The following is a 24,981-nucleotide window of genomic DNA, read 5'->3' as shown; positions in this document are numbered from 1 at the left end:
GGCGCAGCCCATTCCCGCCCTTCCGCAGCTCAATGACCCGTGCTAAGCATCAGCAAACGAAAATGCCAAGGCATTCGTGCGCTCTACAAGCAGATTTGAGGAACTCCACGAACCATGAGCCAGTCTCTAAAAGTAAAAGCCGCAGCCGCGGCACTGGAAGAAGTGCAAAACGGCGCAAAATTGGGGATCGGTACCGGCTCGACGGCCAATGAAATGATCCGCCTCTTGGCCAAAAAGGTCGAGGCCGGATTTGAGGTTATCGGGGTGCCTACCTCAAAGGCAAGCGAGGCCCTTTGTCGTGAGCTTGGTGTTCCACTCACCACGCTAGAGGAAACCCCGCAACTGGACCTGACCATCGATGGCGCTGACGAGCTGGATGCGCAGCTGAGCCTCGTAAAAGGTGGCGGCGGTGCATTGCTGCGTGAAAAGCTGGTCGCAGCTGCCTCAAAAAAAATGGTTGTCATCGCCGATGGCTCGAAAGTTGTTGAGCACTTGGGCAAGTTTCCCTTGCCTATTGAAGTTCAACAATTCGGCCTGAATGCTACAAAAGTTGCGCTGCAAGACCACTTTGCCAAAAACGGCGTTGCTGGTGAGCTTGTGCTGCGCGGCGCAGCAGATGCGCCCTTCATCACCGATAATGGCAACTACATTCTGGATGCCCACTTGGATAAAATCCTGAACCCGCCAGCATTGGCCTGTGGCCTGAATGACATCCCCGGTGTGGTCGAGCATGGTCTGTTTATCGGCCTCGCGAGCACTGCTTATGTCGCGCAAGAGGGGGATATCCTTAAAATGGAGGCCTAGTGCCCCCTTGCAGCTTACGCGCGAACCGTTAAAACCAATCTTCACTAACAAACACTTTGGGGGAACCCGACATGCTAACCGCTCTTAAAACCAAAGTCATTGCTGGCTCTGCCGCAGCATTGCTTGCTGCTTCTGTCCTGACCACTCCTGTCATGGCACAAGACACGTTTTCAGAAAGCCACTTGGCTGCCGCACGCGCCGCAGTAACAGCAACCCGCACAACCATTGCATTTGACAACATCCTGCCAGACGTTGCCGAGCGAACCCGCGCATTGTTCCAGCGCTCCGAGCCATCACTGCTTGCCGAAATCGATACCGCAGTGAACGAAGTTGCACTGAAAATGGCAGCCAGCCGCCCGCAACTGGATCGCGTTATCTATGAGGTGTGGGCGCGCCGCTTTTCCGAAGCTGAATTGCAGCAGATTGCTGACTTTTACAATTCTGAAACAGGTAAGAAACTCGCCACAGTCAATCCGCAGCTCAGCGCACTGGCCATTGGTGCTGCGAAACAGTGGAGCGATCAGCTTTCTGTAGAAATGGTCAAGCAAGTGCGTGCACGCCTGCAAAATCCGGCAAATTAGTGCAGTTCACAAAGCTGTGAGCGATAGTACCGCTTTCCCCCTTGTATTTTCATCGTAAAAGAACGATGTAATGCGAGGCTGCATTGGGCCGTTACACGCCAAGCGCGGGTAACGGTCTTTTTGCATGGTTACCCTAGTATTTGTATGCGGCGGCAATTATCGCCGGAAGTATGCCAAAAGGAATAAGTGAGGCACGATGTCCGATTATGATTATGACCTGTTTGTGATTGGCGCTGGTTCTGGTGGTGTTCGTGCGGCGCGGATCGCGGCAACCCATGGTGCGAAGGTGGCAATCGCCGAAGAATACCGCTACGGCGGCACCTGCGTAATCCGCGGCTGCGTCCCTAAAAAACTATTCGTAAACTCTGCCAAGTTCTCTGAGGAATTCTCCCATGCGCATGCTTATGGCTGGGATCTGAACGGCACCCCCACCTTCGATTTTGCCCGTCTCGTTGCAAACAAAGATCGCGAAATCGCGCGCCTCGAAAAGATCTACCGCACAAATCTGGACAAAGCCGGTGTGGAGCTTTTTGACAGCCGCGCCGTGGTTGAAGGCCCAAACCAAGTCCGCTTGCTTGCCAGTGACACTGTCATTACCGCCAAGTACATACTCATCGCGGTGGGCGCCACCCCGAATGTCGATGCCACCATCGAAGGGGGGGAACACATCATCACCTCCAACGAAGCCTTCCATATGGAAAACTTGCCGGAGAGCATCGTTGTTGTAGGCGGTGGCTACATCGCCGTTGAGTTTGCAGGCATCTTCGCGGGAATGGGCGCCAAAACCACGCTCGTCTATCGCGGCGAGGAAATCCTGCGCGGTTTCGATGATGATATTCGCAAAACCCTGCATGAAGACATGGTCCGCAAGGGCATTGACGTCGTCACACAGGACAACATCGCCTCCATCGCCCCCCAAGCGGCAGGCAACTATCTGGTAACCACCAAAGCTGGCCGTGAACTGAGCGTTGACAAAGTCATGATGGCAATTGGGCGTCGCCCCAACACAGCCGGACTGGGTTTGGAAACTGCAGGGGTGGAAATGGATGCCTCCGGCGCCATTAAGGTTTCTCCGGATTCGCAAAGCTCGGTCCCAAGCATTTATGCTGTTGGGGATGTGACTGGCCGCGCCAACCTAACGCCCGTCGCCATTCGTGAAGGCCATGCCTTCGCCGATACGGTTTTTGGCGGCAACCCTTGGCACGTCAATCATGATCTGATCCCGACGGCGGTCTTTTCGCAGCCGGAAATCGGCACTGCCGGCTTCACGCAGGCCGAGGCCGAGGCCCGCTTCGACAATCTGGATATCTACACCGCCAGTTTCCGCGGGATGAAAACCATCCTGTGTGGCACTGACGACAAAGTCATGATGAAGCTGATTGTCGATGCGGATACCGACAAAATCCTTGGCGTGCACATTCTGGGGCCGGAAGCTGGTGAACTCATCCAGATGATCGGGGTAACCTTACAAATGGGCGCCACCAAAGCCGATTATGATCGCACCATCGCCGTGCACCCCACTGCCGCAGAAGAACTGGTGACGATGAAGGTGCCAACCCAAAAGATCCGCAAATAATGCGTCATTAGTTGAGAAAAAGCTGCTGGTTGTAAGGCGCGCTTTTTTGTAGTTAACCGCTAACAGCAAGTGCCCGTGCAAATCGCACAAGGTTCAATATGGGGAGGGCACCGCCTTCCCCTTTGCTTTGCGTAGTAGCTAGCAGGCACTACCGATCATTTTAACTAGGAATAAGCAGGGATACGCCAATGCCTCAGTCCGCCACCGCACCCGTCGCACCGCTTGCAAACGCCAGCGATGAAATCTGCTATTTCGGCTACGGGTCACTGGTCAACGCCCGCACATTGCCCAAGGAGGCGCAGGTCATTCCAGGTGTGTTGAGCGGCTGGCTACGTGAATGGCGGCTCTATTCCCCTTGGGACAAGCTGGTTGCAGGAACGTGTCGCGGCGTGTGCGCGCTAACGGTGATCCCGAGCGCCGGAACAAAAATCTATGGCGGGATGATGCGTGATCATCGCAGCAATCTAGCCGCGCTTGATGCAAGAGAAAGCCGCTACTTCCGCCAGACGCTGGAACCTACAAGCTTTCAGGCAGACGAAGCAGCGCACATCCCTGAGGGCTGTTTTCTCTATCAGGCGAGCGAGGAAAACTACCACTGGGGAACCGTGGAAAGCCCCATGCTGCAAAGTTATGTGGATTGCGTCTTACAAGGCTTCCATGATTTTTGGGGGGAAGCTGGCATCGACCACTTCATAAACACCACCCGCGGCTGGGACCGCGTGCCCATGCTAATGGATCGCGGCGCTCCGTTTTATCCACGGGCGCAGCACCTACCAGTGGATCTTGCGGCGTTGATAGATGCAAAGCTTGCTCCACTTGCCATGCACAAAATCGAGCTGTAATCGCCCCATCTCGCGATTTATGAGCCGGGAAACTATTTGGTAGAGCAAACCTTGAAGGGAGAAAACTTCAAGTTTTTTCCCTCCATTCTCCCAGGTGCGATCTAGCCCTGCGCGCTCAGCCCGTGTATAAGCGGCGGGCTGCCTTCAATATACGTAGGTTTCAGCACAATCGTTTTCAAAGCGGCCTGTTTAAAGCAGAGCTGCAAATGAGGGCTACCAATCAGCCCCATTGAGGTAAAGTGGAGTAAAAGACATGGCGGAGAATTGGACCCCGGATTCCTGGCGATCAAAACCAATCGTGCAGGTCCCGGCCTATCCAGACCAAGAGGCACTGGCAGACGTCGAGCGTCGCCTCGCATCTTATCCGCCTTTGGTCTTTGCAGGTGAAGCGCGCAAACTGAAAGCAAGCCTAGCCGAAGTTGCAGAAGGCCGCGGCTTCCTGCTGCAAGGCGGCGACTGCGCCGAGAGCTTTGCCGAGCACCACGCCGACCATATCCGCGATTTCTTCCGCGCGTTCCTGCAAATGTCCGTAGCGCTCACCTACGGTGCGCAGCAGCCGGTTGTCAAAGTTGGCCGTATTGCGGGGCAGTTCGCCAAGCCGCGCTCATCCGACATTGAGAAAAAAGGTGATGTGGAGCTGCCAAGCTACCGCGGTGACATTGTCAATGATATCGCCTTTACCCCGGAAAGCCGTATTCCTGATCCCAAACGTCAGCTGATGGCCTACCGCCAGTCGGCAGCGACGCTGAACCTGCTGCGCGCTTTTGCGCAAGGCGGTTTTGCAAATCTGGAACACGTGCATCAGTGGATGCTTGACTTTGTCAAGGACAGCCCGCAGAGCAACCGTTACAAAGAGTTGGCCGACAGCATCACCAGCGCGCTTTCCTTCATGCGTGCCTGCGGTGTTGAGGCTGATAGCACACCGCAGCTGCGTTCGACCGATTTCTTCACCAGCCACGAAGCACTGTTGCTGGGTTACGAAGAGGCGCTCACCCGCATCGATTCCACCACTGGTGAATGGTATGCAACCTCTGGCCACATGCTGTGGATTGGCGACCGCACTCGTCAGGCAGATCACGCGCACCTTGAGTTCTTCCGCGGTGTGCAAAACCCGATTGGCCTGAAATGTGGCCCATCGCTAAGCCCGGATGGCCTTCTGGAGCTGATCGATATCCTCAACCCGAACAATGAAGCGGGCCGTTTGACCCTGATCACCCGCTTTGGCTATGATAAGGTTGAAGAGCACCTGCCAGCCCTGATCCGCGCTGTGGAGCGTGAGGGCCGTAAGGTTGTTTGGTCTTGCGACCCGATGCATGGCAACACCATCACTGCAAATGGCTACAAGACCCGTCCGTTTGAGCGCGTGCTGGGTGAAGTGGAGAGCTTCTTCGCAGTTCACCGCGCCGAAGGTACCCACGCAGGTGGTGTGCACGTAGAAATGACCGGGCGCAACGTAACCGAGTGCACAGGCGGCGCCAAAGAAGTATCACCCGAAGATCTGGGTGATCGTTACCACACCCATTGCGATCCACGCCTCAACGCTGACCAAGCGCTGGAGCTTGCCTTCACAATCGCAGAGAACCTGCGCAAAGAAGCAGAAAGCCGTAAAGGCTAGCAGCCTTTTTGCTTTGAAACATTTGAAAGGGTCGCCATCGGCGGCCCTTTCCTTTACTTAGTGAAATATTTAGAAACTTTGCTTTTATTTTGACAGACTTTCAGCAACAGCTGATGATGCCAAAATGATTCCTGCACAGCTCCAGTAAACGAGGGCTGGCAAACGAGAGGCACCAAGGTGCAGCAACCGCATCAAGAGGAAGTAGATTTCTCGCAGTACTCTGTCCTGATTGCAGAGGACAACAACTATATGCGCTCGCTGTTGCGTGCCATGATTACCGGCTTTGGGGTGCGTCGTATCTTTGAAGCGGCCGATGGGGCCGACGCCATCGCCATTGCCATTGATAGGCGCCCAGACATCATTCTTTGCGATTGGATTATGAGCCCGGTAGACGGTCGCGATTTTGTGCGCCTGTTGCGGCGCGATAATGACCCGGCGCTATCGCGCACACCAGTGATCGTCATCAGCGCCGATTCTCGCCAGTCCGTTGTCATTGCGGCAATGCATGCAGGCGTAAATCACTTTATCGCCAAGCCGCTATCTCCCGCGCGCCTCTACGAAAGAATGGTGGCAACCATTCGCGAGCCAAATAGCTTGCCCACCATGCGCCGTCGCGAAAAGTCAAATATTTCAGAGCGCTTGGAACGGCACTTGAAGAAGCTGGAGGCTGCCAAAGAATCCGGCAAAATTCAGGAACCCCATCGCGATGCTCTGGAAAAGCTGGTCAACCCGATCTTGTCAGAGCGCACCGAGCTATAAGGCATAATCTCGCCGCCAGCTGTGACAAATGCCGCTGTAGAGAATTCTAGGTTTGACAGCTTGCGGTAAAATATGGTCAGGATGAGCATAACCGAATTTCGGCAGAGTTTGCCCCTTTTTCCTCAGGCTGACCTGCTTAACGTAACATGCTTAGCGCACCTAATCTTTGAAAAGACATCTTGATGCAAGACCGCACGTTTCGCTTGGCCGTCATTCAGGCCAACCCCCGCCTTGGCGATTTGAAGGCCAATGCAGAACTGGCACGCAGCTATCATGAAAAAGCGACGCAGGCCGGTGCCGATCTACTGTTGTATTCAGAACTGTTTATCTGTGGCTATCCACCAGAAGATTTGGTGCTGAAACCGGCCTTTGTGCGTCAGTGCATGCAAAAAGTAGAAGAGCTCGCCGTGCTCACCAAAGACGGTCCGGCCATGCTCATCGGCACCCCTTGGGCGCAAGATGGCAAATTGTTCAACGCCGTCGCACTTCTGGATGAGGGCAAGGTTGCCGACTTGCGGTTTAAGGTCGATCTGCCAAACTACGGCGTGTTTGACGAAAAACGGGTCTTTGATGCCGGTCCAAATCCCGGGCCCATGAATTTTCGCGGCATTCGCATCGGTGTGCCCATTTGTGAAGACACATGGCAGAGCGAAGTCTGTGAGTGCTTGGAAGAAACCGGCGCCCAGCTTCTGCTCGTGCCCAATGGCTCGCCCTACCACAGCGGAAAATTTGATGAGCGCATGCAAATCATGGTGCAACGTGTTGTCGAGACAGGTTTGCCGCTGGTCTATGCCAACCAGCTGGGCGGACAGGATGAGCTGGTGTTTGATGGCGGCTCGTTCGCCCTGAATGCGGATCGTTCGCTCATTATGCAGCTGCCGCAACTACAAGAGGCTATGGGCCTGATCGACTGGCATGAAGATGCCGCTGGCAACTGGATTGCAAAACCATCGGAGATTAGCAGTGTACCCGATGTGTTCGAAGCCGATTGGCGCGCCTGCGTGATGGGCCTTGGCGATTATGTCAATAAAAACGGCTTCCCGGGGGTGGTGCTAGGCCTGTCAGGGGGAATTGATAGCGCAATTTGCGCCGCTATGGCGGTTGATGCCCTCGGCCCCGAACGCGTGCACTGCGTTATGCTGCCCTACCGCTACACATCAGGCGAAAGTCTTGATGACGCGCAAAAATGCGCCGATGCCTTGGGCGTGCGCTATGACACCGTGCCCATTTCTGAACCGGTTGAGGGCTTTGCCAGCGCGCTGCAACCAGTATTCGCCGGCACGCAGGAAGGGATTACCGAGGAGAACCTGCAATCCCGCAGCCGCGGTGTCATTTTGATGGCCATCTCCAACAAGTTTGGCGCCATGGTGGTCACCACGGGCAATAAATCTGAAATGTCAGTTGGTTACGCCACGCTTTATGGCGATATGAACGGTGGCTTTAACCCCATCAAAGACATTTATAAAACCAAGGTCTACGCCATGGCAGCGTGGCGCAATCAGCACCAGCTGAGTGATTTGCTTGGCCCGGCTGGCGAGGTCATCCCGCAAAACATTATCACCAAAGCCCCGACGGCAGAATTGCGGGAAAACCAGACCGATCAGGACAGCTTGCCCGATTATGACGTGCTTGATGATATTCTTACCTGCTTGGTGGAAGACGAGATGGCAGTGCGCGACATCCTCGCACGCGGGCATGATGAGGCAACCGTAAAACGCGTCGAGCACCTGCTTTACATAGCCGAGTATAAACGCCGTCAGGCCGCGCCGGGCGTTAAGCTGACACAGAAAAACTTTGGCCGTGACCGACGCTACCCGATTACCAACTGCTTTCGTGATACCCAGCAAGTGCCAAAGCTGCACACAGAGCCAGTGGCAAGCTCATAGCGAACCTGCGTAATGACTTGAAAACGGCAAAACCCCGGTGCTGTGCCCCGGGGTTTTTCTTAGGTCTTGTCCTGCGGCTTCCCCAAAAAGGGAAGCACTTGGACGGGATTGGCCACATAAAGTGGCCTTAACTGCACAGGGAGAGCTGGGAGCACAGGAAACAACAAATCAAGCGCGAGGAGACAAACAACGACACCCGCTAGCAGCTCTAAACTGGCCGAACCACTTGCCCCAAGACCAGCTTTGCATATGCTCCGCTCACCCCCTTACTTGAGACGATCCTTTTTATGCCAGCAGACTTGTCTATGTAAGACTTTGCTTGCAAACAAACCAAGTGCCGCTAGCATCAAGCGGTTCCATTTAGCCGTTTTCCCTCGCGCCGCTTTAGCTCTTTGAAAGCCCTTTTAATGTTGTATCTATTGCAAAATGCACGCTGGCTCTGCGGCGGCTTCACTCTTATGTTTGTGGCTGGCTTAGGGCTTACCACTATTCTTGCACAGTTTTCGCAGGAGTGGCGCGCCGCGTTCGATCTCGGTTTCGGCGAATTCGGCATGATTTACATGGGGGCAACGCTGCTAAGTGCGCTCACTTTGTCCCGCTTTGGCAAGCTGGCAGACCAATATCCTGCCAGAATAACGGCTGCTGTTAGCCTGCTGGCGCTTGCCGTCGCCGCGTGTGTTACGGCCTTTGTCCGCGGACCTGTCAGCTTGTTTTTTGCCCTCTATTTACTGCGCTTCTTCGGGCAAGGTATGCTCACGCACTTGCCGACCACGGCAACAAGCAAGTGGTTTAGCAATAATCGCGGCAAAGCCCTGTCCATCGTCAATCTTGGTATTCTTCTTTCAGAAGCGCTGGTGCCACTGCTGGTATTCCTGTCTTTGGCCCAGCTGGGGTGGCGACAGTTCTGGCTGGTAAGTGCCGCTTGTGTGGTCGTTATCGCCCTGCCAATCACGCTGTATTGCTACCGACAGGAACGCACGCCAAATACACATGCGCCGCTTAGTGACGGTGAGGAGGAGCAAACCTCCCACACGCAAACTCAGGCCACCAAAGCCCAAGTGCTGCGGGAGCCAGCGTTTTACCTGCTTAGTCTCTCCCTGTTAATGGCGCCGTTTGCGATCGCTTTCGTACTGTTCCACCAAAGCGCAGTGATGCTGGAAAAGGGTTGGGATCCAGTGACAATCCCGCAAGCCATGCCCTTGTTTGGCGCAGGATCAGTGGCAGCTGCCATGCTCTGCGGGGTGTTGACCGATCGTTTTACCGCGCGCCGCCTGCTGGCGCCTGCGCTTTTGCCAGTTGCAGCTGCCATGTTCGTGCTGGGCATTGGCGAGAGTCAATTATCCGCCGCTGTGACCATGTTCCTTGCCGGGCTTGCCATCGGCACCGAAACAGCGCTGGCGCCCGCGGCTCTAAGCGAAACCTATGGCACGCGCCATCTCGGGGATATTCGTGGCCTGTTCTTTTCGGCCTATGTGGTCGTTTCGGCTTTGTCGCCGGGGGTGACGGGCCTGTTGATTGACTGGCAGGCACCAGTTAGCCAGATTTCATATGTTCTGTGCGCCCTTTCAGTTGCACTCACCATTGCTGTCGCCTTGGTGTTTAATCGCAAAGCGGCGCGCAAGCATGTGGACGGTGCGGGCTCTCATTCCCCTTCAAAGGCGCGAAACAGTTGACCGCGCTGGCGGGAACAGCTAGCCAAAGGGCAACACTATTATCTTGGCGCATCTCTTGCCAAGTCCAAGCGTAAAGGAGGGACGATCACCATGAGCGTGACAGTCCGTTTTGCACCCTCGCCCACAGGGAACATCCACATCGGTAATGTGCGGCCAGCCTTGTTTAACTACCTGTTCGCCATGCAAAATAACGGCCACTTTGTGCTGCGTTTTGATGATACCGATCAGGCCCGCTCCACCAAAGAATTTGCCGATAGCATCGAGACAGATCTGGCATGGCTGGGTATAAAGCCTGACAGCATCCACCGCCAGTCCGAGCGCTTCGCTCTTTATGATGCTGCCGCCCAGAAGCTGAAAGATGCTGGTCTGCTCTACGCCTGCTATGAAACCGCTGAAGAGCTGGAGCGCCGCCGCAACCGTGCCCGCGCGCTGGGCAAACCACCGGTTTATGATCGCGCAGGCCTGAGATACACCGAGGACCAACTCGCGCAGTTTAAATCCGAGGGCCGCACCGCTCACTGGCGTTTTAAGTTGCCCAATCACGCGCAAGGCGATCCGTTTTCCTTCCAGCGCACCGAAGTGCACTGGGACGATGTTATTCGTGGCCGCCAAACCGTTGATTTGGCGTCCATGTCCGATCCGGTATTGATCCGCGCCGATGGCAGCTATCTTTACACATTGCCATCCATCGTTGATGATGCGGATATGGGCATTACCCATGTTATCCGCGGCGAGGACCATGTGGCCAATACGGGCGTTCAGATCGCTATTTTTGAGGCGCTGGGTGCAAAAGCGCCTGAGTTTGGGCACCATAACCTGCTGACGACCATTGATGGGGAGGGGCTGTCCAAGCGCTCTGGCGCACTGTCCATCGCGTCCCTGCGCGACAGCGGTTATGAGCCAATGGCGGTGTGTTCGCTCGCCGTCCTCACCGGCACCAGCCAAGCTGTGGAGCCTGCACAAAACCTGCTGGAGCTTGCAGGTAAGCTGGATTTCTCAGGCATTTCCAAATCGGCAGCCAAGTTCGATCCGACCGAAGTTGGCCAGCTCACTGCAAAAATCGTGCATGCACTCAGCTTTGCTGAGGCGAAGCAACGCGCAGCGGCGCTTGAAATTGCGTTGGACGAAACCCTGTGGGACGCGGTTCAGGAAAATTGCAGCACCATTGCAGACATTGCCCTTTGGGCCGGGGTTGTAACCGGCCCGGTCACGCCTGTGGTTGCAGAGGAAGATACAGAATTTGTGGCAACCGCCAAAGGCTTGCTGCCCGAAGGGCCGTTCGATGAAACCTCTTGGGGCACGTGGACGAAGGCTGTGAAAGAAGCCACAGGCCGCAAAGGCAAGGGGTTGTTCATGCCACTGCGTAAGGTGGTGACAGGTCTGGACCATGGCCCAGACCTGAAAAAGCTGCTACCGCTTATTGGTCATCAAAATACTTTGGACCGACTTTCCTAATCGGACCGGTCTTCGGCTCAACCCAGCGCGGCTTTTGCGGCGCTGGGTTTTTTAATGCCTGAAACTCTCGCGCGCTCAGGCCATCACTGACAATGATCGAACCTGTCGTATCGGCAAAAGCGCCAGCCTGCTGTCCCGTCTGCTGTTCAGAGTGCGCGCTTGGCAGCGTGGTCGAGCCGCGCAAGTTTCCACTTTGTAAGGCAGCCTGCGCGCCTGCGGGATCTATTGTAGAGGCCTGTAGGGCGGGTTGGCCATTGCCTTCACAAGAGCAAGAGGGGGCATCGCCCGTTTGAAAGCGATAGGCCTGCGGGTGGTTGCCGTAAGGCACGCCCGTAAGGCTGCGCATATCCTGCTCGCTCTCGCTGCCATTGCGATAGACATAAAGCTCTGTCTGCGCCGCCGGACACATGGAGGCACACAGGTTTTGGTCCTCGGCAAAGTCGGCTGGGCTGGCGCTGTCATTCACGGGGAAATAAAGCCCATCGCAGCGACGCACACACATAGTGCGGTATCCGCCAGCTTTTGCCTGCCCGCCAGACTGCGCTGGAGCTAGCGTTTGCCCAGGCAATGGCACGCTCACGGCTCCGTCCAGCGGACGAAGGTTGCCACTGGTGATGTTTGCAGAAGACGTTGCACCGACTTGGTCAGATGAGGCTTGCCAGCTTTGGTTTGTCAACGGCACAGGCTGCCCCGGCACCACAGCAACAGGCTGTGCCCCGGCAGGAGGAGTGGCAGCAGAACGCTGGCTGCACTTAAGCTCCACAAGCGACTGCTTCACATCAAACAGGCGTTTGGCCATTGGCTCACGTGAGACAAGCTCTTGCAGCTGGTTCTTCAGGATAGACAGGTTATTGCGCATCTGCGCGAGGGTCGCACCATAGCCCTCACACACCGCCATATTGGCATCAAAACTGCCGCAGCGGTTGGCTTGTCGCTCTGCCTCGACCTGCGCAATCGCGTCTTGTTGATCATAAATAGCGCTTTGATAGGAATCAGCCACCGGATCCAGTGAGACCCGCGCGCTAAGATCGATAAACTCTTCTTCCAGCCGGTTGCATGCCAGCGGCCGCGCGAAGCTGCTCTCAAGGCTTATGATCAATGCGCTGACCGCAAGACCAACCAGCGCCGCCCGCTGCGCCCATGGGTTTTTTCTGCAATTACTTGTGTTTGGCAAAACCTGATCCATTTTTTGCTGCCCGCCCGCTATCTGCCCTTGATTTTGCACAGAGGGTGCAAACCCGTGACCATGTCTTTCTGTGGCCAATGCAGGGCCAAAAATCAAGCGAAAACCAAATGCGGGGACATCGCGACATTTTGGCAGAATATCTACGAAAAGTTTGACCAAATCACGACTGAGTGCTAGTGATTGATTGTGATCGAAAATGATTTATTTTGATCTCATATGATGTTTTCTAATTATTCCTAGTCGCACTCACACCCAACAACACGCAGCAACTGGTTGGTTTCCATGGGCACAGACCTTGATCTTAACAACCCGCAGGTACGGCAGGGCATTTTGCTGGAGCATGTGCAAACAGGTGAAGTGCTGGTAACCGCCAAGCTTTGCGAGGAGCTCGGCGTTTCCATCGCCACCATCCGCCGTGATCTTGCCGCCTTGGAAGAGCAGGGAAAAATCGAGCGCGTGCGCGGCGGTGCCATTGCTGTGCGCCCGCCATCGCCCTCATACGCGCAGCGCAGCCGCGGGGCGACGCCCCATGCCTTCGCCGTGCAACAGATTTGGGCCCCATTTCTCTCGGCAAACAATGTAATCCTGGCAGATGGCGGCCGTGCGGTTTTGGAGTTCATGCGTGCAATGCCCGCCTTGCCGGGCTTGATGATCATCACGCCCGCGCCCGCAATTGCCCTGCTTGGCCTTGAAAGAGGCATCGAAACGCTGCTTATCGGCGGGCGGCTCAGCGACAAAGGGGCGATTTCTGTAGGCGCGGCGGCGGAGCGTGAACTACAAAATGTCGCGACAGATCTTTGCATCATGGGCACATGCGCGCTGGATGTGGAATGCGGCGCCAGCTCCGATGACTATGATGAGGCAAGCATGCGTCGCCAGATGTTTGCCGTCTCCACACGCACCATTGTTCTTGCCCAAAAAGACAAGTTGGGTACCCGTGCCCGCCATGCAGTTGCCCCCTTGGATAAAATTACGGCACTGGTAACAGACGCAGCGCCAAGCACCTGCACTCCATTTCTAAATCAGGGAGTTCATTTGGAGTATGTTTAACCCCAATTCTATTCGCAGTCCGCGCAGGGCTGTCTCCATAGCGTTTTTGTTTAATGGTAGCCTCATAGGTGTCTGGGCATCACGTATTCCCGCCATCAAGGAGAATATGCAGCTTTCCAGCGGCACGCTCGGCATTTTGCTGCTGCTCATGGCAGCCGGTGCAATAACAGCGTTCCCGATAGCCGGTCGGCTCACCGATAAGTATGGCACGCTCGCGGCCACCCGTTGGAGCGTATCGGCCTATGGTCCGGCGATCGCGTTGATTGCGCTTGCGCCGAATGTGACCGTGCTGGCCATTGCCTTGATTTTGTTCGGCATCACCCTCGGTGCGATGGAAGTCGCCATGAATGGCTGGGGGGCTGAAGTGGAGCGCCAAGCGCAAAAGCCTTTTATGACCGCGTTTCACGCCATGTTCTCCCTAGGAGGCGGCCTTGGGGCGTTATCCGGCGTGCTGGCAATCAGCGTTGATATGTCGGTTACGGTGCACTTTATCCTTTTTGCTGCCTGCATTGCCGTGCCCACCATTTGGTTCTGCATGTTGCCATGGGATGCCCCGGAAAAACCACAGAAAACCACGCATGGGGAGCAGGCTCCCGCCTTGGCGCTGCCCAAAGGCCCGCTCCTGTTTGCAGGCCTCTTGGCAGGATGCACCGCGCTAGGTGAAGGCTCCATCACCGATTGGAGCGCGCTATATCTCATTGAGGAAACAGGTTCATTGGAATCCACCGCTGTATACGGCTACGCCGCGTTTGCCGTCGCCATGGTTGTCGTACGGTTGATGGGCGATGCGTTCGTTGCCCGCTTTGGGCCGGTGCGTGTTGTGCAGGCTTCGGGCATCGCAGCAACCTTCGGTGGCTTGTTGGTCATATCCGGTTACACCATTTGGTTGTCCATTCTTGGCTTCGCCTTCATGGGCATGGGCTATGCCACGGTGTTTCCGCAGGCCATGAGCCGCGCTGCCAACGACCCGCATACCCCAAGCGGGGTCGCGATTGCTGCAGTGGCGACCCTTGGCTACGGCGGCATATTGCTGGGCCCCGTTGTAATCGGCGCGATTGCGGAGGTGTCTAACCTGCGTATGGGCTTTTTGTTCGTCACAGTGCTTGCTGCGCTGATTTTCGTATTAGCGCCGGTCTTGCGGGTGAAGCCGCAGGAGGAGGCAAGCGAGCTGCAAGATATGCCCGCCGCAGAATAAAACTTGGCACCCCGCCGCGCAAGTCTCCCTCTTGCTTCCCGATAGATCCTTGGCGCGCGACAAGGTTTGGCGGGGTGCCCTTTTCTTGTCTTTTCTGGTCAGTTTCAGTGAATTATCCTAGCACCTCTCGCAATAGTGGCAAGAGCCCTTATATGAAAGCGGAGCACACCCCGCTTTGGGAGAGGATTTATGAAAGCAATATTCCCCGCGCTACGTAAGATCGGCTTTGCCGCCATTCTTGCCACCAGTGCCTTTTTAGTGGCCACCAACGCATCAACAGCGCAAGAGCCGGATTTGATTTTCAAAAAGTCAACCGTTTGGAAGATGCTAAGCCCCGATCACAAACTGGCAACCTACGCCATCGATGACCCAGTGGTGGAGGGCGTTGCCTGTCACTTCACAGTGCCGGAAAAAGGTGGTTTCTCGGGCATGTTCGGGCTGGCGGAAGAAGTTTCCGACATTTCACTTGCCTGCCGTCAGGTTGCGCCAGTTGCGTTTAAAGACAAGTTCGAGCAAGGCGATGAGATGTATCGCAAAAGTCGCTCAATCTTTTTCAAGAAAATGCGTATCGTGCGCGGTTGCGATGTAAAACGCAACGTACTGGTCTATATCGTCTATTCTGACAAGCTGGTTGAAGGTAGCCCGAAAAACTCCACCTCCACTGTGCCTATTATGCCATGGGGCGACAAAACCGCTCCAAGATGCGCAGATAATCTGGAAGACTAGCATGCGCTATAACGCCCGTGCCGCGGTTATGCTGCGGCACGTCTTATCTTTGCAACGCAAAGGAGGCGTTAGTGCCCAATCATCAGGCGCAGGGCGCAAAGTGCAATAATGGGGCTGGCAATAAACAGGCTCACCAGAAGCACCGACAAGGCGGTTCTGGGGCAAAAATGATCAACGCGGCGCATTTTTCCCACCTTTCTAGTAAGATATTAGCTCTGAATCAGGCAGCTGTATCTGAGACAATCTGAAGCAGCTGGAACTCTTGCTATTGTCTCAACTTTACCTTGCCTTGAGCCGACTTTTGCTTTGCAACTTCGCCTAAATGACAGTAAAATCTGTCCTATTTATTTGTTTAGTCAAACTCTCATAAACAAGTAAATAATAGGATAACACTTTTCGAAATTTGGCAATGCGGCAAGCGTGCCAACACACCTGTGCCGCGTGCCTCCGACTTCTCTCAGCAGATCGACGCCAGCTGAAATACAGATTGGCTGTGTTTCTGGTACCCGCATCGCGCAAATGCAAGCGGATACCTCTGGCGTTCCTGAGGGTGTTTAGGTGATGTCGCTCAAGGTCTTACGAGGTCTCGCCGTTTTCTACCCATGCTTTGCGCAGGGCATCAAGCAAGGCTGCATCTTGTTTGTAGATGTCTGGTCGATAAATCACGCGCCCACTCTCACTTGCAAAAGCCGTAAAGTACCGAAGGTGAACCGGAACACCTTGGGGTAGGTCATAACGACGGTTTTCCCCCTCAAACTGAAGAGTTTCAAAGCGAGCCTGTGTCATCTTACCATCACCAAACAGCACTTCACCAAACACAAAAGGATCTTGCAGGCGGATACAGCCATGCGAAAAAGCGCGAGAAGAGCGTGCAAACAGCCGCTTTGACGGGGTGTCATGCAGATAGATGTTGTGCTTGTTCGGGAACATAAACTTGACCGCACCCAGCGCATTGCCGTGGCCCGGATCCTGTTTCAGATCAAAGCTGAAGTAGCGCTTTGGCAAGGTGCTCCAGATAATCCGTGTCGGTTCGATCTCTTGTCCCTTGTAAAACACGCGGATGCCGGTTCCGGCCAGCGCGTTGGGATCTGCCTTGAGCTGTGGCAGATACTCATTAACAGCAATGGAGTAGGGGACGTGCCAATACGGGTTGACTTCCGCATAGGTAATCTCGTCGGAAAACACCGGCGTCTGATGCTTGGGCTTGCCCACCACACTGCGGGTTTCATAGATCGCGTGACCACCTTCAAAAATGCGTGCCACTTGTTCGGCGATATTTACTTCCACATAACGTGCTTCGCGTTTGCCATTCTCCCAGCGCAGGCGCTCCAGATTGGCAATGAGCAGCGCTTCTTTATCCCGCTGTGAGCGATTGAGGCTGGTTATAGTATTGTGTCCGGCAATACCGTCATCCAGCAAGGCGTTGTCCTGCTGGAACCGGCGCACCGCCGCCTCGATGCTGCTGTCATAGTGCGGCGTTTCTTGCAGCTCATTTTCAGCAAGATATCCAAGCGCGAATAGCCGTGCCTGCAACTGGGAAAGGCGTTCACCGCTTGCCCCCGGCTTAAGGCTTGGGCCCTCGGTAACCATGGGCACATCATCTTCTACATCTAGGGTCCGCAACCGTGCCAACTCAGCCATTAATGCCGCATAGCGGCGCGGCAGTGCCGCCTGATCCAGCACATAATCGCTAATCGAGCCGCCGCTGCGCACGACCTGCAGCAGGGCAAGCGGATCTAGCCCTTTGGGTTTCAGGTGAACTTCATTTTGCACTTTTGAGGGCACCAGCTTGCCCCGCACCAGATGCTGGGAATACTTCACAAGCGCCGCGCTTAGCACAAGTTCCGCTTGCGTTTCGTCCGCTGGCAATGTCTCTGGCAAATAATCAGCAACAAGCAAGCCGTGCGCGGGTGCGCCGCCGATAAAGGCCAGTGCCTCTGCGCGCTTCGCCGCAGCTGCCTTGGAACCAAACCAAAGCGAGGTGTAATCCTGAGCATTATAAAAAGACTTGAGCGCTCCGCGCAGTTTCTTGCTGTCTCGCTCACTTGTCAGCCGCGCAAGGGCTTGTGGGCGGGCAGGGGCGAGCGCCGCCGCTATGGCTTCATTGCGCGGATCTTTTACATCACTCTCGTCGTACTGCGCCGCTTCGGGAAGCTGCACGGCATCGGGTGTTCGTTTGACCGCTTCTAGTGATGTGGTGGGCGCTGCGATCTCTATTATGGGGGATGGTGCAACCGGCGCTTGCGTCGCGGGCGCTGATATCATAGCAGCAGGTACATCTGTCTCTGGAACCACTATCTCGGGAACACCTTTTGCAGCCACAGGCTGTTCGCCGTGCACGGGGAGCGCTTCCCTATGCGCTTCGCGTGTTTCCGGCTCGGCTTCCTGCGGTGTTTCTGGTGAGTTTGGTTCACCTTCCAAGTGATCGGCGTTCTCTTGCGTAAATGCAGGGTCACCAGCAACACGCGGGTTTGCATTTTCTGGCGTTGTCGATGCGTCAGTTACCGGACGTTCCAAGACCGGTAGCGCCGCAGGCACACTGCTTTGCAACTTCTTTAAGGCAGATGGGCGCGCCAGCGTTTCAATGCGGTTGCTGCCTTGCGGCATGGCCCCTTTACCATCTGCGAGTTTACTGCGCTTTCCAGCACCAAAATCGAGCGGATCTACCAGTGCACTTGGCACACTTCCTTGCCCGTCCACTTCACCGGCGCAGGCATAAGACAACATCAAGGCAGAGGTGGACACAGCAATAAGCAAACGCGTAAACAGCACTTCATTCTCCAAAGGATTGCGGATTATTGGTAGACGCCGACTCATCATTTAACCGCAAAAATTTAACAGTTCGGGAACACCTGCCGTATTAGGCTTGATTTTCCAGCTCTGATCAGCCAAAACACCAAGCATGAGAACGGCGAGAATCATCATTTCCGCAACCACCATTATTTGCAGCTAGCGAAATCGCTGGCTGTGGCCGTTCCCCCCTGCCCAAATTGTTGCAGCAGATGAACGCCCGGCCAGCCGGCCATAAAGGGATGTTCATGAGCGCTGAAGCAACAGCAACAGGTGAGGGGCTAAAGCTCACCAACACACTTACCCGCAACAAAGAGGCCTTCGTGCCCATCGATGCGAGCAATGTGCGCATGTATGTCTGCGGTCCGACCGTCTACGACTACGCGCACATCGGTAACGCCCGCCCTGTGGTGGTCTTTGACGTACTTGCCCGCCTCCTACGGCATTTGTATGGCAAAGAGCACGTCACTTACGTGCGCAACATCACCGACGTTGACGACAAAATCAACGCCCGCGCTGCCGCCGAAAACATCCCCATCCGCGAGCTAACAGAAACCACGGCCCAGCAGTTTAACGCGGATATGGCGGCGCTCGGCGCCGAGGCGCCGGATATCGAGCCACGCGCCACCGAGCACATCGAGGAAATGAAGCAGATCATCGAGGATCTGGTCGCCAAAGGCTTCGCCTACGCAACCGATGACCATGTCCTGTTCCATGTGCCATCCATGCCCGATTACGGCCAGCTTTCCCGCCGCTCCATGGACGAGATGATCGCCGGTGCGCGTGTCGAAGTTGCTGACTACAAAAAAAGCCCGATGGACTTCGTCCTTTGGAAACCCTCCAAAGAGGGGGAGCCGGGCTGGGAGAGCCCGGCAGGTATCAAAGTCAAAGGCCGCCCCGGTTGGCATATCGAATGCTCGGCCATGTCCGCCAAACACTTGGGGACCACCTTTGATATTCACGGCGGTGGCATTGATCTCACTTTCCCGCACCACGAGAACGAGATTGCCCAATCCCGCTGTGCGCACGGCACCGAGGTTATGGCCAATGTCTGGTTGCATAATGGCTTCCTGCAGGTTGAGGGGGAGAAAATGTCCAAGTCTCTGGGCAACTTCTTTACCGTGCATGAACTGTTGGAAACCGAAGAGCGCGGCGGCCGCAACTGGTCAGGGCAGGGCATCCGTTACACCCTGCTGCAAACCCACTACCGTCAGCCGATTGACTTTACCTTCAAGGCGCTGGGTGAGGCGGAAAAGCAGCTGGGCCGCTGGGCAGAGCTTGCCAAAAAGCACAGCATCTCCCCAAGCACGCAGCCAAAACCAGCAGCCGATACCTTGGCCGGCCTGCTGGATGATCTCAACACCCCGCGCGCCTTTGCAGCACTGCATCAGCTGGCCAGAAAAGGCCGCAGCGGCGACAGCGAAGCCGTGCAGCAATTAGTTGATACGCTTGCTTTCCTTGGTTTCGATCTTGCTGCCTTCGCCAAGGAGCAGGCGCAAGCCGTGCCGCAACAGGACGACGTGGCGCCTGAGCTGAAGGCCGAGATCGAAAGTGCCATTGCTGCGCGCCTGCAAGCGCGTAAGGACAAGGATTTCGCCAAGTCCGATGAAATCCGCGATGCCTTGGCACAAAAGGGCGTTGTGCTCAAAGACAGCAAAAATCCAGATACCGGCGAGATCGAGACCAGCTGGTCCTTGAAGTAACCAAAACACCACTTATCGGCGGGGGCACTGCACCTCGCCGGTGACAATCACCAAACAGATAGGCAGTGGCGCCAACAAGCAGGACAACCTGCAAATGCCGCTGCGGGGAGTGGACCAATGGCGCGCGAAAAGCTCTATCTTTTCGACACAACCTTGCGTGATGGCGCGCAAACCTCGGGCATTGATTTCTCGCTGGAGGAAAAAATCGCTGTGGCAGAGCTGCTCGAGCGGCTTGGCGTTGACTATGTGGAAGGCGGCTACCCCGGCGCCAATCCCACCGACACCGAGTTCTTCAAAGAAAAACGCACACAGAGCGCCACCTTCACCGCCTTTGGCATGACCAAACGTGCCGGGCGCTCTGCCGCCAATGACCCCGGCTTGCAATTGCTCCTCGCCTCAAAGGCCGATGCCTTGTGCTTTGTGGCCAAAAGCTGGGATTACCATGTGCGGGTTGCCCTTGGTTGCACCAATGAGGAGAACCTGCAAAGCATTGAGGACAGCGTTCGCGCCGCGGTGCAGGCGGGCAAGCAAGCCATGGTCGATTGCGAACACTTCTTCGATGGTTACAAGGCCAATCCGAATTACGCCCTTGCTTGCGCCAAAACCGCATATGCCGCAGGGGCTCGGTGGGTTGTGCTATGCGATACCAATGGCGGCACGCTGCCAGATGAAATCACCAGCATAATCACGGCGCTTCAAGCGCATGTACCCGGTAGCCACCTTGGCATTCATGCTCATGACGACACCGCCCACGCTGTGGCCAATTCGCTTGCCGCTGTTAAAGCTGGCGTGCGGCAAATCCAAGGCACGTTGAATGGCATTGGCGAACGCTGCGGCAACGCCAACCTCATGAGTCTGATCCCCACCTTGATACTCAAAGCACCTTTTAAGGATACCGTGGAGCTTGGCATCACCACAGAGGCACTTAGCGAGTTAACCAGCCTCTCGCGCAGCTTTGACGAGATCATAAACCGTACCTCCAACATCCATGCGCCATATGTCGGGGCAAGCGCATTCGCCACCAAAGCGGGTATTCACGCCTCTGCCTTGCTAAAAGAGCCGGAAACTTACGAACATGTCCCGCCCCATATTGTGGGCAATCAGCGCCGGGTTCTCGTTTCTGATCAAGCGGGAAAATCCAACCTGCTGGGCGAGCTAAGCCGCCTTGGCATCAAAGTAGACAAGGTCGATCCGCGCCTTGATAGTCTGCTGGCAGAGGTGAAGGAAAAAGAGGCCCAAGGCTTTTCCTATGAAGCAGCGGATGCCTCGTTTGAGCTGTTGGCCCGTCGCCGCTTGTTCACCGTGCCCGACTTCTTCGACGTCATCTCCTATCGCACCGGCGTAGAACGCCGCTTTAATGCCATCGGCGAAAGCATCACCGTCACCGAAGCTGTGGTGAAAATCGATGTGGAAGGCGAAATCTACATGTCAGTCGCTGAGGGGAATGGCCCCGTAAACGCGCTAGATCTGGCCCTGCGCAAGGACCTTGGCAAGTATCAGACACTGATTGCTGACCTTGAGTTGATCGACTATAAGGTGCGCATCTTGAACGGGGGCACCAGCGCGATTACGCGTGTTCTCATCGAGAGCCAGAACAAAGCCACCGGCAAGCGTTGGTTCACCGTTGGTGTTTCGGAGAACATCGTTGATGCCTCCTTCCAGGCACTGACAGATTCGGTGCGCTACCTGATCTTGAAGACAAGCACGTCCTAACAGCCACGGTTCGCGCTATGTGCGATCTTGTAAGCAGGTAGTGTCAGCGCTGCCTGTTTTTGCAAGAGGAGCGGGCGCTTCATGTCTTGACAGCTGCCGCTCACATCGCCCATGTTGGCTTGCCTTGGCCAGCCCAGCATAGCGCGACCAATTCAGCTTAAGCAAAGCAAGACATGGCCGGGACACCTCCAACATCTGTTAGTACGCGCGCGCCGCGCACTTCGACTAACCAAGGATATCTTGAATGAGCACCACCGTCAGTCAGCCCGCCAGCGGGCCGGACCAAACTGCTGCTGCGGATTATCGCGCCGGTTTTATTGCCGCGCTGTGCGCCTTCCTGATCTGGGGTGTTGCCGCGGCCTATTATAAACTCACTGACGAAGTGCCCGCGGTTATGGTGATCTGTTACCGCATCATCGGTTCTGTACTGGTTGTTGGGCTGGTGCTGGCGCTGCAGCGCCGTCTTGGTCAGGTGCTGGAGATTTTTAAGAACCGCCGCTTGACGTTGCTGTTAACCCTGTCCGCGTCACTGGCAGCGATCAATTGGACTATTTTCATCTGGGCCGTTGAAGTTGGGCGCGTGCTTGATGCCAGCCTTGGATATTTTATTAATCCGCTGGTGAGCGTGGCACTTGGCGTCTTCGTCCTGTCCGAGCGCCTGTCGAAACTACAAGTTGCCGCCATCGCATTGTCATGCCTCGCTGTGCTTTACCAAACCCTGTTGGTCGGGGCCGTGCCGTGGGTGTCTCTCTCCCTTGCCATTACGTTCGCTCTATATGGCCTCGTGCGCAAGCAAACGGCTGTCGGAGCGGTTGCAGGGCAAATGGTTGAGGTGCTTGTGTTGTTTCCGCTGGCACTGATCGGGTTGTTCTATTTTGCTTATCAGGGGCTAGATGCTTTCCCGTTGCAGCAACCTTGGCTGCTTGCAGCCTTGCTGGGGACGGGCATTGTCACAGCGTTGCCTTTGATCCTGTTTGCCTTCGGCGCCCGCCGCCTGCCGCTGTCACACGTGGGCTTTATGCAATACATCGCCCCGTCCATTCAGTTTGTCATGGCCGTTTGGGTGTTTGGCGAGCCTATGGATACCGCCCGCCTTGCCAGCTTCACCTTGATCTGGCTATCACTCGCGCTCTTTAGCTATGATGGTGTTAGATCGCATAGGCGTAAAACCAACGCCTAGATTGTCACAGGTATTCAAATTAAAAAAGGCGAGCTGGTCGAGACATTCGCCTTTTGCATGGTTCAAGTGCCGCGTGTTGTTTAATCAGCTTCGCCTTGCTGCGCCGCATAGGCTGCCTGCAAGCGTGGCACCGCCTCTTCAATATTGGCGCACATATCAAAATGTACCTCCAACCCGCTGCGGATAAAGCCTTCTTCGCCCATATGGTCAAGCAGGGTCTTGAACGGCTTCCAGAACCCATCCACATCGGCCAGCAGCACCGGCTTGTTGTGCCGCCCCAGCTGCGCCCAAGTGAGCATCTCCACCAGCTCTTCCAGCGTGCCAACGCCGCCGGGCAGGGCAATAAACGCATCTGCACGGCTAAACATGAGCTGTTTGCGTTCATGCATGTCTTGGGTGACGATCAATTCGTGCGCCCGCTCCAGCATTTTTTCCTGATCCTTTAGAAACTCGGGAATAATGCCGGTAACTTCGCCGCCATGATCCAGCACCGAGCGTGCCACCACTCCCATCAAGCCGACAGAGCCGCCACCATAGACAAGCCGAATTCCAGCCTGCGCCATTTCCGCGCCCAATCGGCTTGCCGTCGCCTCGTAGACCTCGCCGCGCCCACGAGACGAACCGCAATAAACGCAAATGCTTTCTAGTTTTTTCATCTATGGTCCAATTCTTTGCTCACATACTTTGTGATCTGTCATAGTGCCGCGCTGGGCAACAATTCATCTCCACTTGCCTAGCATTGCAAAGATGTATAACAACAAGACAAACTGCAACCATAAGGCGACTATTGCCAGCGCAAGAGAAATAAAGGCACCGCTGCATTTTTAGCGCAAGTCATTTATCTTGTAGATCACAGGCAAACAGCTAAGTGGTATCTGCGGCCAGATGTGGTAAAACCCACGCAATCGGCCGATGAAGCGTTAAGGAGCTGGGAAGAGCCATGTCGAAATCTGGAAGAAACTGGGCGATTGCCGCCGGTCTCTTGGTGGCCGTAGGGGCAACCTACGCTGCAATAAACACCATGCAAGTCGTCGATGAAGGCCCACTGGATCAACCGCAGACATCTTCGACGCAGGCAAAAGTGAACGGCAAGGCCACCACCGGCGCAAATGCACCCGCTGGCTCACAAGCTTCAAAAGAAGCGGCCTCTGATAAAGCAGCATCCTCGACCACCGCTTCAGCAGATAGCGCCGCGAGCGCCGCCGACACCGCGCAGCAATCTTCCGAAACCCCGTCTTTTGATGTTGTACGTGTCGAACCCTCAGGCGATGCGGTGATTGCGGGCCGTTCCGAAGCTGGGGCCATCGTCGCGCTGCTATCCAATGGCGAGGTGATCGGTAAGGCGGTCGCCAACGAAAATGGCGAGTTTGCCATCATTTTGGATCAACCCTTGGCACCCGGTGAGCACGATGTCTCCCTGTCGGCAACCAGCGAAAACGGCGAGGAACTGGCCTCAGAACAGCATATCGCTGTGTCTGTGCCGCAAAAACAATCTGAGGAAGTTCTGGTTGTTTTAAACGAACCTGAAACCGCATCAACCATTCTGCAGGAGCCTGAAACCACCGTTGCGCAGCCAGCGGCGCCACAAGAGGCCAAGCCAGAGCCACAAGTGGCAGCGGAAACGGCGCCAACCAATGATGCCCCTGTCAAGACCGGGCAAGCACAGGCAGATGTCCGCGTCAAAGCTGTTGAAGCGGAGCAGGGCAAGGTCTATGTGGCTGGTGATGGCACACCCGGCTCAAAAGTCCGCGTCTATGTGGATGACGAACTGGTTGGCGAAACCAAGACAGAAAAAGACGGTCGCTGGCTGGTTGAGGCGGACAAAAGCGTTAAGGACGGTGAGGTGGATGTGCGCGCCGATCAGGTGGCCTCAAACGAGGGGCAAGTGGAAGCCCGCGCTGAAGTCACCTTCAACAAAGCCAAGGATCAGGTCATCTTGCAGCCGGTCAAACTAGCCGCGACTGGCACCGGCTCCACTGCCAATGGTGCAAGCGCCAATGTTAACTTGGGCGAGCTGCCGAACGTTATCATCCGCCGCGGTGACAATCTCTGGACTATTTCTCGCCGTCTCTACGGCTCCGGTTATCGCTACACCACCATCTACCGTGCCAATGATAGCCAGATCCGTAATCCGGATCTGATCTACCCCGGGCAAGTGTTCGTTCTGCCCACACGTGATGAAAACTGGACAGAACAGCAGCTGGAGCTGGATGGCGCCCAAAGCGAATAGATCCGCACCTAGCTCCT

At 55.6% G+C, this 24,981-nt stretch carries 19 protein-coding genes; 16 read left to right on the top strand and 3 right to left on the bottom strand.

Annotation, left to right across the window (positions count from 1 at the left end; all coding sequences use genetic code 11):
* The first annotated feature begins 114 nt into the window (after window positions 1–114).
* The 9 genes from rpiA to gltX all read left to right on the top strand — a co-directional run bounded on the left by rpiA (window position 115) and on the right by gltX (window position 11,191).
* Window positions 115–804: a ribose-5-phosphate isomerase RpiA gene (rpiA, locus tag AYK82_RS13120; protein WP_068316626.1), complete on the top strand. Its 690-nt coding sequence runs from the start codon at window positions 115–117 to the stop codon at window positions 802–804.
* Window positions 805–875: 71 nt separating this feature from the next.
* Window positions 876–1,385 carry a DUF2059 domain-containing protein gene (locus AYK82_RS13115; protein WP_068316622.1) on the top strand — a complete coding sequence of 170 codons (510 nt, stop codon included), beginning with the start codon at window positions 876–878 and terminating at the stop codon, window positions 1,383–1,385.
* 196 nt (window positions 1,386–1,581) lie between these two features.
* Window positions 1,582–2,961, top strand: a complete 1,380-nt coding sequence (gene gor / locus AYK82_RS13110; RefSeq protein WP_068316619.1) for a glutathione-disulfide reductase — start codon at window positions 1,582–1,584, stop codon at window positions 2,959–2,961.
* Between the two features lie 188 nt (window positions 2,962–3,149).
* Window positions 3,150–3,803: a gamma-glutamylcyclotransferase family protein gene (locus tag AYK82_RS13105; protein ID WP_068316611.1), complete on the top strand. Its 654-nt coding sequence runs from the start codon at window positions 3,150–3,152 to the stop codon at window positions 3,801–3,803.
* 253 nt (window positions 3,804–4,056) lie between these two features.
* Entirely contained in the window at window positions 4,057–5,418 is a 1,362-nt protein-coding gene (locus AYK82_RS13100) for a class II 3-deoxy-7-phosphoheptulonate synthase (RefSeq protein ID WP_068316608.1), read from the top strand.
* A 177-nt stretch (window positions 5,419–5,595) separates the two neighbouring features.
* On the top strand, window positions 5,596–6,177 hold the full coding sequence (locus AYK82_RS13095) for a response regulator (protein WP_208976498.1): 582 nt from the start codon (window positions 5,596–5,598) through the stop codon (window positions 6,175–6,177).
* Between the two features lie 182 nt (window positions 6,178–6,359).
* Window positions 6,360–8,063, top strand: coding sequence for an NAD+ synthase (locus tag AYK82_RS13090; RefSeq protein ID WP_068316605.1), 1,704 nt, complete (start codon window positions 6,360–6,362; stop codon window positions 8,061–8,063).
* Window positions 8,064–8,470: 407 nt separating this feature from the next.
* Window positions 8,471–9,736 (top strand): MFS transporter, encoded by a 1,266-nt coding sequence (locus AYK82_RS13085; protein ID WP_068316592.1) that lies wholly within the window; start codon window positions 8,471–8,473, stop codon window positions 9,734–9,736.
* A 90-nt stretch (window positions 9,737–9,826) separates the two neighbouring features.
* On the top strand, window positions 9,827–11,191 hold the full coding sequence (gltX, locus tag AYK82_RS13080) for a glutamate--tRNA ligase (protein ID WP_068316588.1): 1,365 nt from the start codon (window positions 9,827–9,829) through the stop codon (window positions 11,189–11,191).
* Here the strand turns inward: gltX and AYK82_RS13075 are convergent.
* Window positions 11,154–12,377 carry a DUF2865 domain-containing protein gene (locus tag AYK82_RS13075; RefSeq protein WP_156453366.1) on the bottom strand — a complete coding sequence of 408 codons (1,224 nt, stop codon included), beginning with the start codon at window positions 12,375–12,377 and terminating at the stop codon, window positions 11,154–11,156. The two genes, gltX and AYK82_RS13075, sit on opposite strands and share 38 nt — an antisense overlap.
* A 282-nt stretch (window positions 12,378–12,659) precedes the next feature.
* Between AYK82_RS13075 and AYK82_RS13070 the strand changes: the two genes are divergently transcribed.
* From AYK82_RS13070 to AYK82_RS13060, 3 genes are all read left to right on the top strand, one after another.
* Entirely contained in the window at window positions 12,660–13,427 is a 768-nt protein-coding gene (locus AYK82_RS13070) for a DeoR/GlpR family DNA-binding transcription regulator (RefSeq protein WP_068316578.1), read from the top strand.
* Window positions 13,420–14,622 (top strand): MFS transporter, encoded by a 1,203-nt coding sequence (locus tag AYK82_RS13065; RefSeq protein WP_068316573.1) that lies wholly within the window; start codon window positions 13,420–13,422, stop codon window positions 14,620–14,622. The genes AYK82_RS13070 and AYK82_RS13065 overlap by 8 nt, the downstream gene beginning before the upstream one ends.
* 189 nt (window positions 14,623–14,811) lie before the next feature.
* Window positions 14,812–15,348 (top strand): CreA family protein, encoded by a 537-nt coding sequence (locus tag AYK82_RS13060; RefSeq protein WP_068316566.1) that lies wholly within the window; start codon window positions 14,812–14,814, stop codon window positions 15,346–15,348.
* Window positions 15,349–15,924: 576 nt separating this feature from the next.
* Here AYK82_RS13060 and AYK82_RS13055 read toward each other — a convergent pair.
* Window positions 15,925–18,120, bottom strand: coding sequence for a L,D-transpeptidase family protein (locus AYK82_RS13055; protein WP_208976497.1), 2,196 nt, complete (start codon window positions 18,118–18,120; stop codon window positions 15,925–15,927).
* 266 nt (window positions 18,121–18,386) lie between these two features.
* Here AYK82_RS13055 and cysS point away from each other — a divergent pair, with 266 nt between their 5' ends.
* The 3 genes from cysS to rarD all read left to right on the top strand — a co-directional run bounded on the left by cysS (window position 18,387) and on the right by rarD (window position 22,734).
* Window positions 18,387–19,841 carry a cysteine--tRNA ligase gene (gene cysS, locus AYK82_RS13050; RefSeq protein ID WP_068316560.1) on the top strand — a complete coding sequence of 485 codons (1,455 nt, stop codon included), beginning with the start codon at window positions 18,387–18,389 and terminating at the stop codon, window positions 19,839–19,841.
* Window positions 19,842–19,958: 117 nt separating this feature from the next.
* The gene (gene cimA, locus AYK82_RS13045; RefSeq protein WP_068316558.1) at window positions 19,959–21,554 is read left to right on the top strand and encodes a citramalate synthase; all 1,596 of its coding nucleotides are present in this window, start codon (window positions 19,959–19,961) and stop codon (window positions 21,552–21,554) included.
* Between the two features lie 244 nt (window positions 21,555–21,798).
* Window positions 21,799–22,734, top strand: a complete 936-nt coding sequence (rarD, locus tag AYK82_RS13040; protein WP_068316555.1) for an EamA family transporter RarD — start codon at window positions 21,799–21,801, stop codon at window positions 22,732–22,734.
* A gap of 80 nt (window positions 22,735–22,814) precedes the next feature.
* Here the strand turns inward: rarD and AYK82_RS13035 are convergent, their stop codons facing one another.
* Window positions 22,815–23,390, bottom strand: coding sequence for an LOG family protein (locus tag AYK82_RS13035; protein ID WP_068316551.1), 576 nt, complete (start codon window positions 23,388–23,390; stop codon window positions 22,815–22,817).
* A gap of 284 nt (window positions 23,391–23,674) precedes the next feature.
* Between AYK82_RS13035 and AYK82_RS13030 the strand changes: the two genes are divergently transcribed.
* The gene (locus tag AYK82_RS13030) at window positions 23,675–24,964 is read left to right on the top strand and encodes an Ig-like domain-containing protein (RefSeq protein ID WP_068316548.1); all 1,290 of its coding nucleotides are present in this window, start codon (window positions 23,675–23,677) and stop codon (window positions 24,962–24,964) included.
* The last annotated feature ends 17 nt before the right edge of the window (window positions 24,965–24,981 follow it).

This window comes from Polycladidibacter hongkongensis (assembly GCF_001561995.1).
Classification (GTDB): domain Bacteria; phylum Pseudomonadota; class Alphaproteobacteria; order Rhizobiales; family Stappiaceae; genus Pseudovibrio; species Pseudovibrio hongkongensis.
The sequence above is the reverse complement of the archived record's forward strand: the minus strand, read 5'-3'. Positions and strand labels throughout refer to the sequence as shown.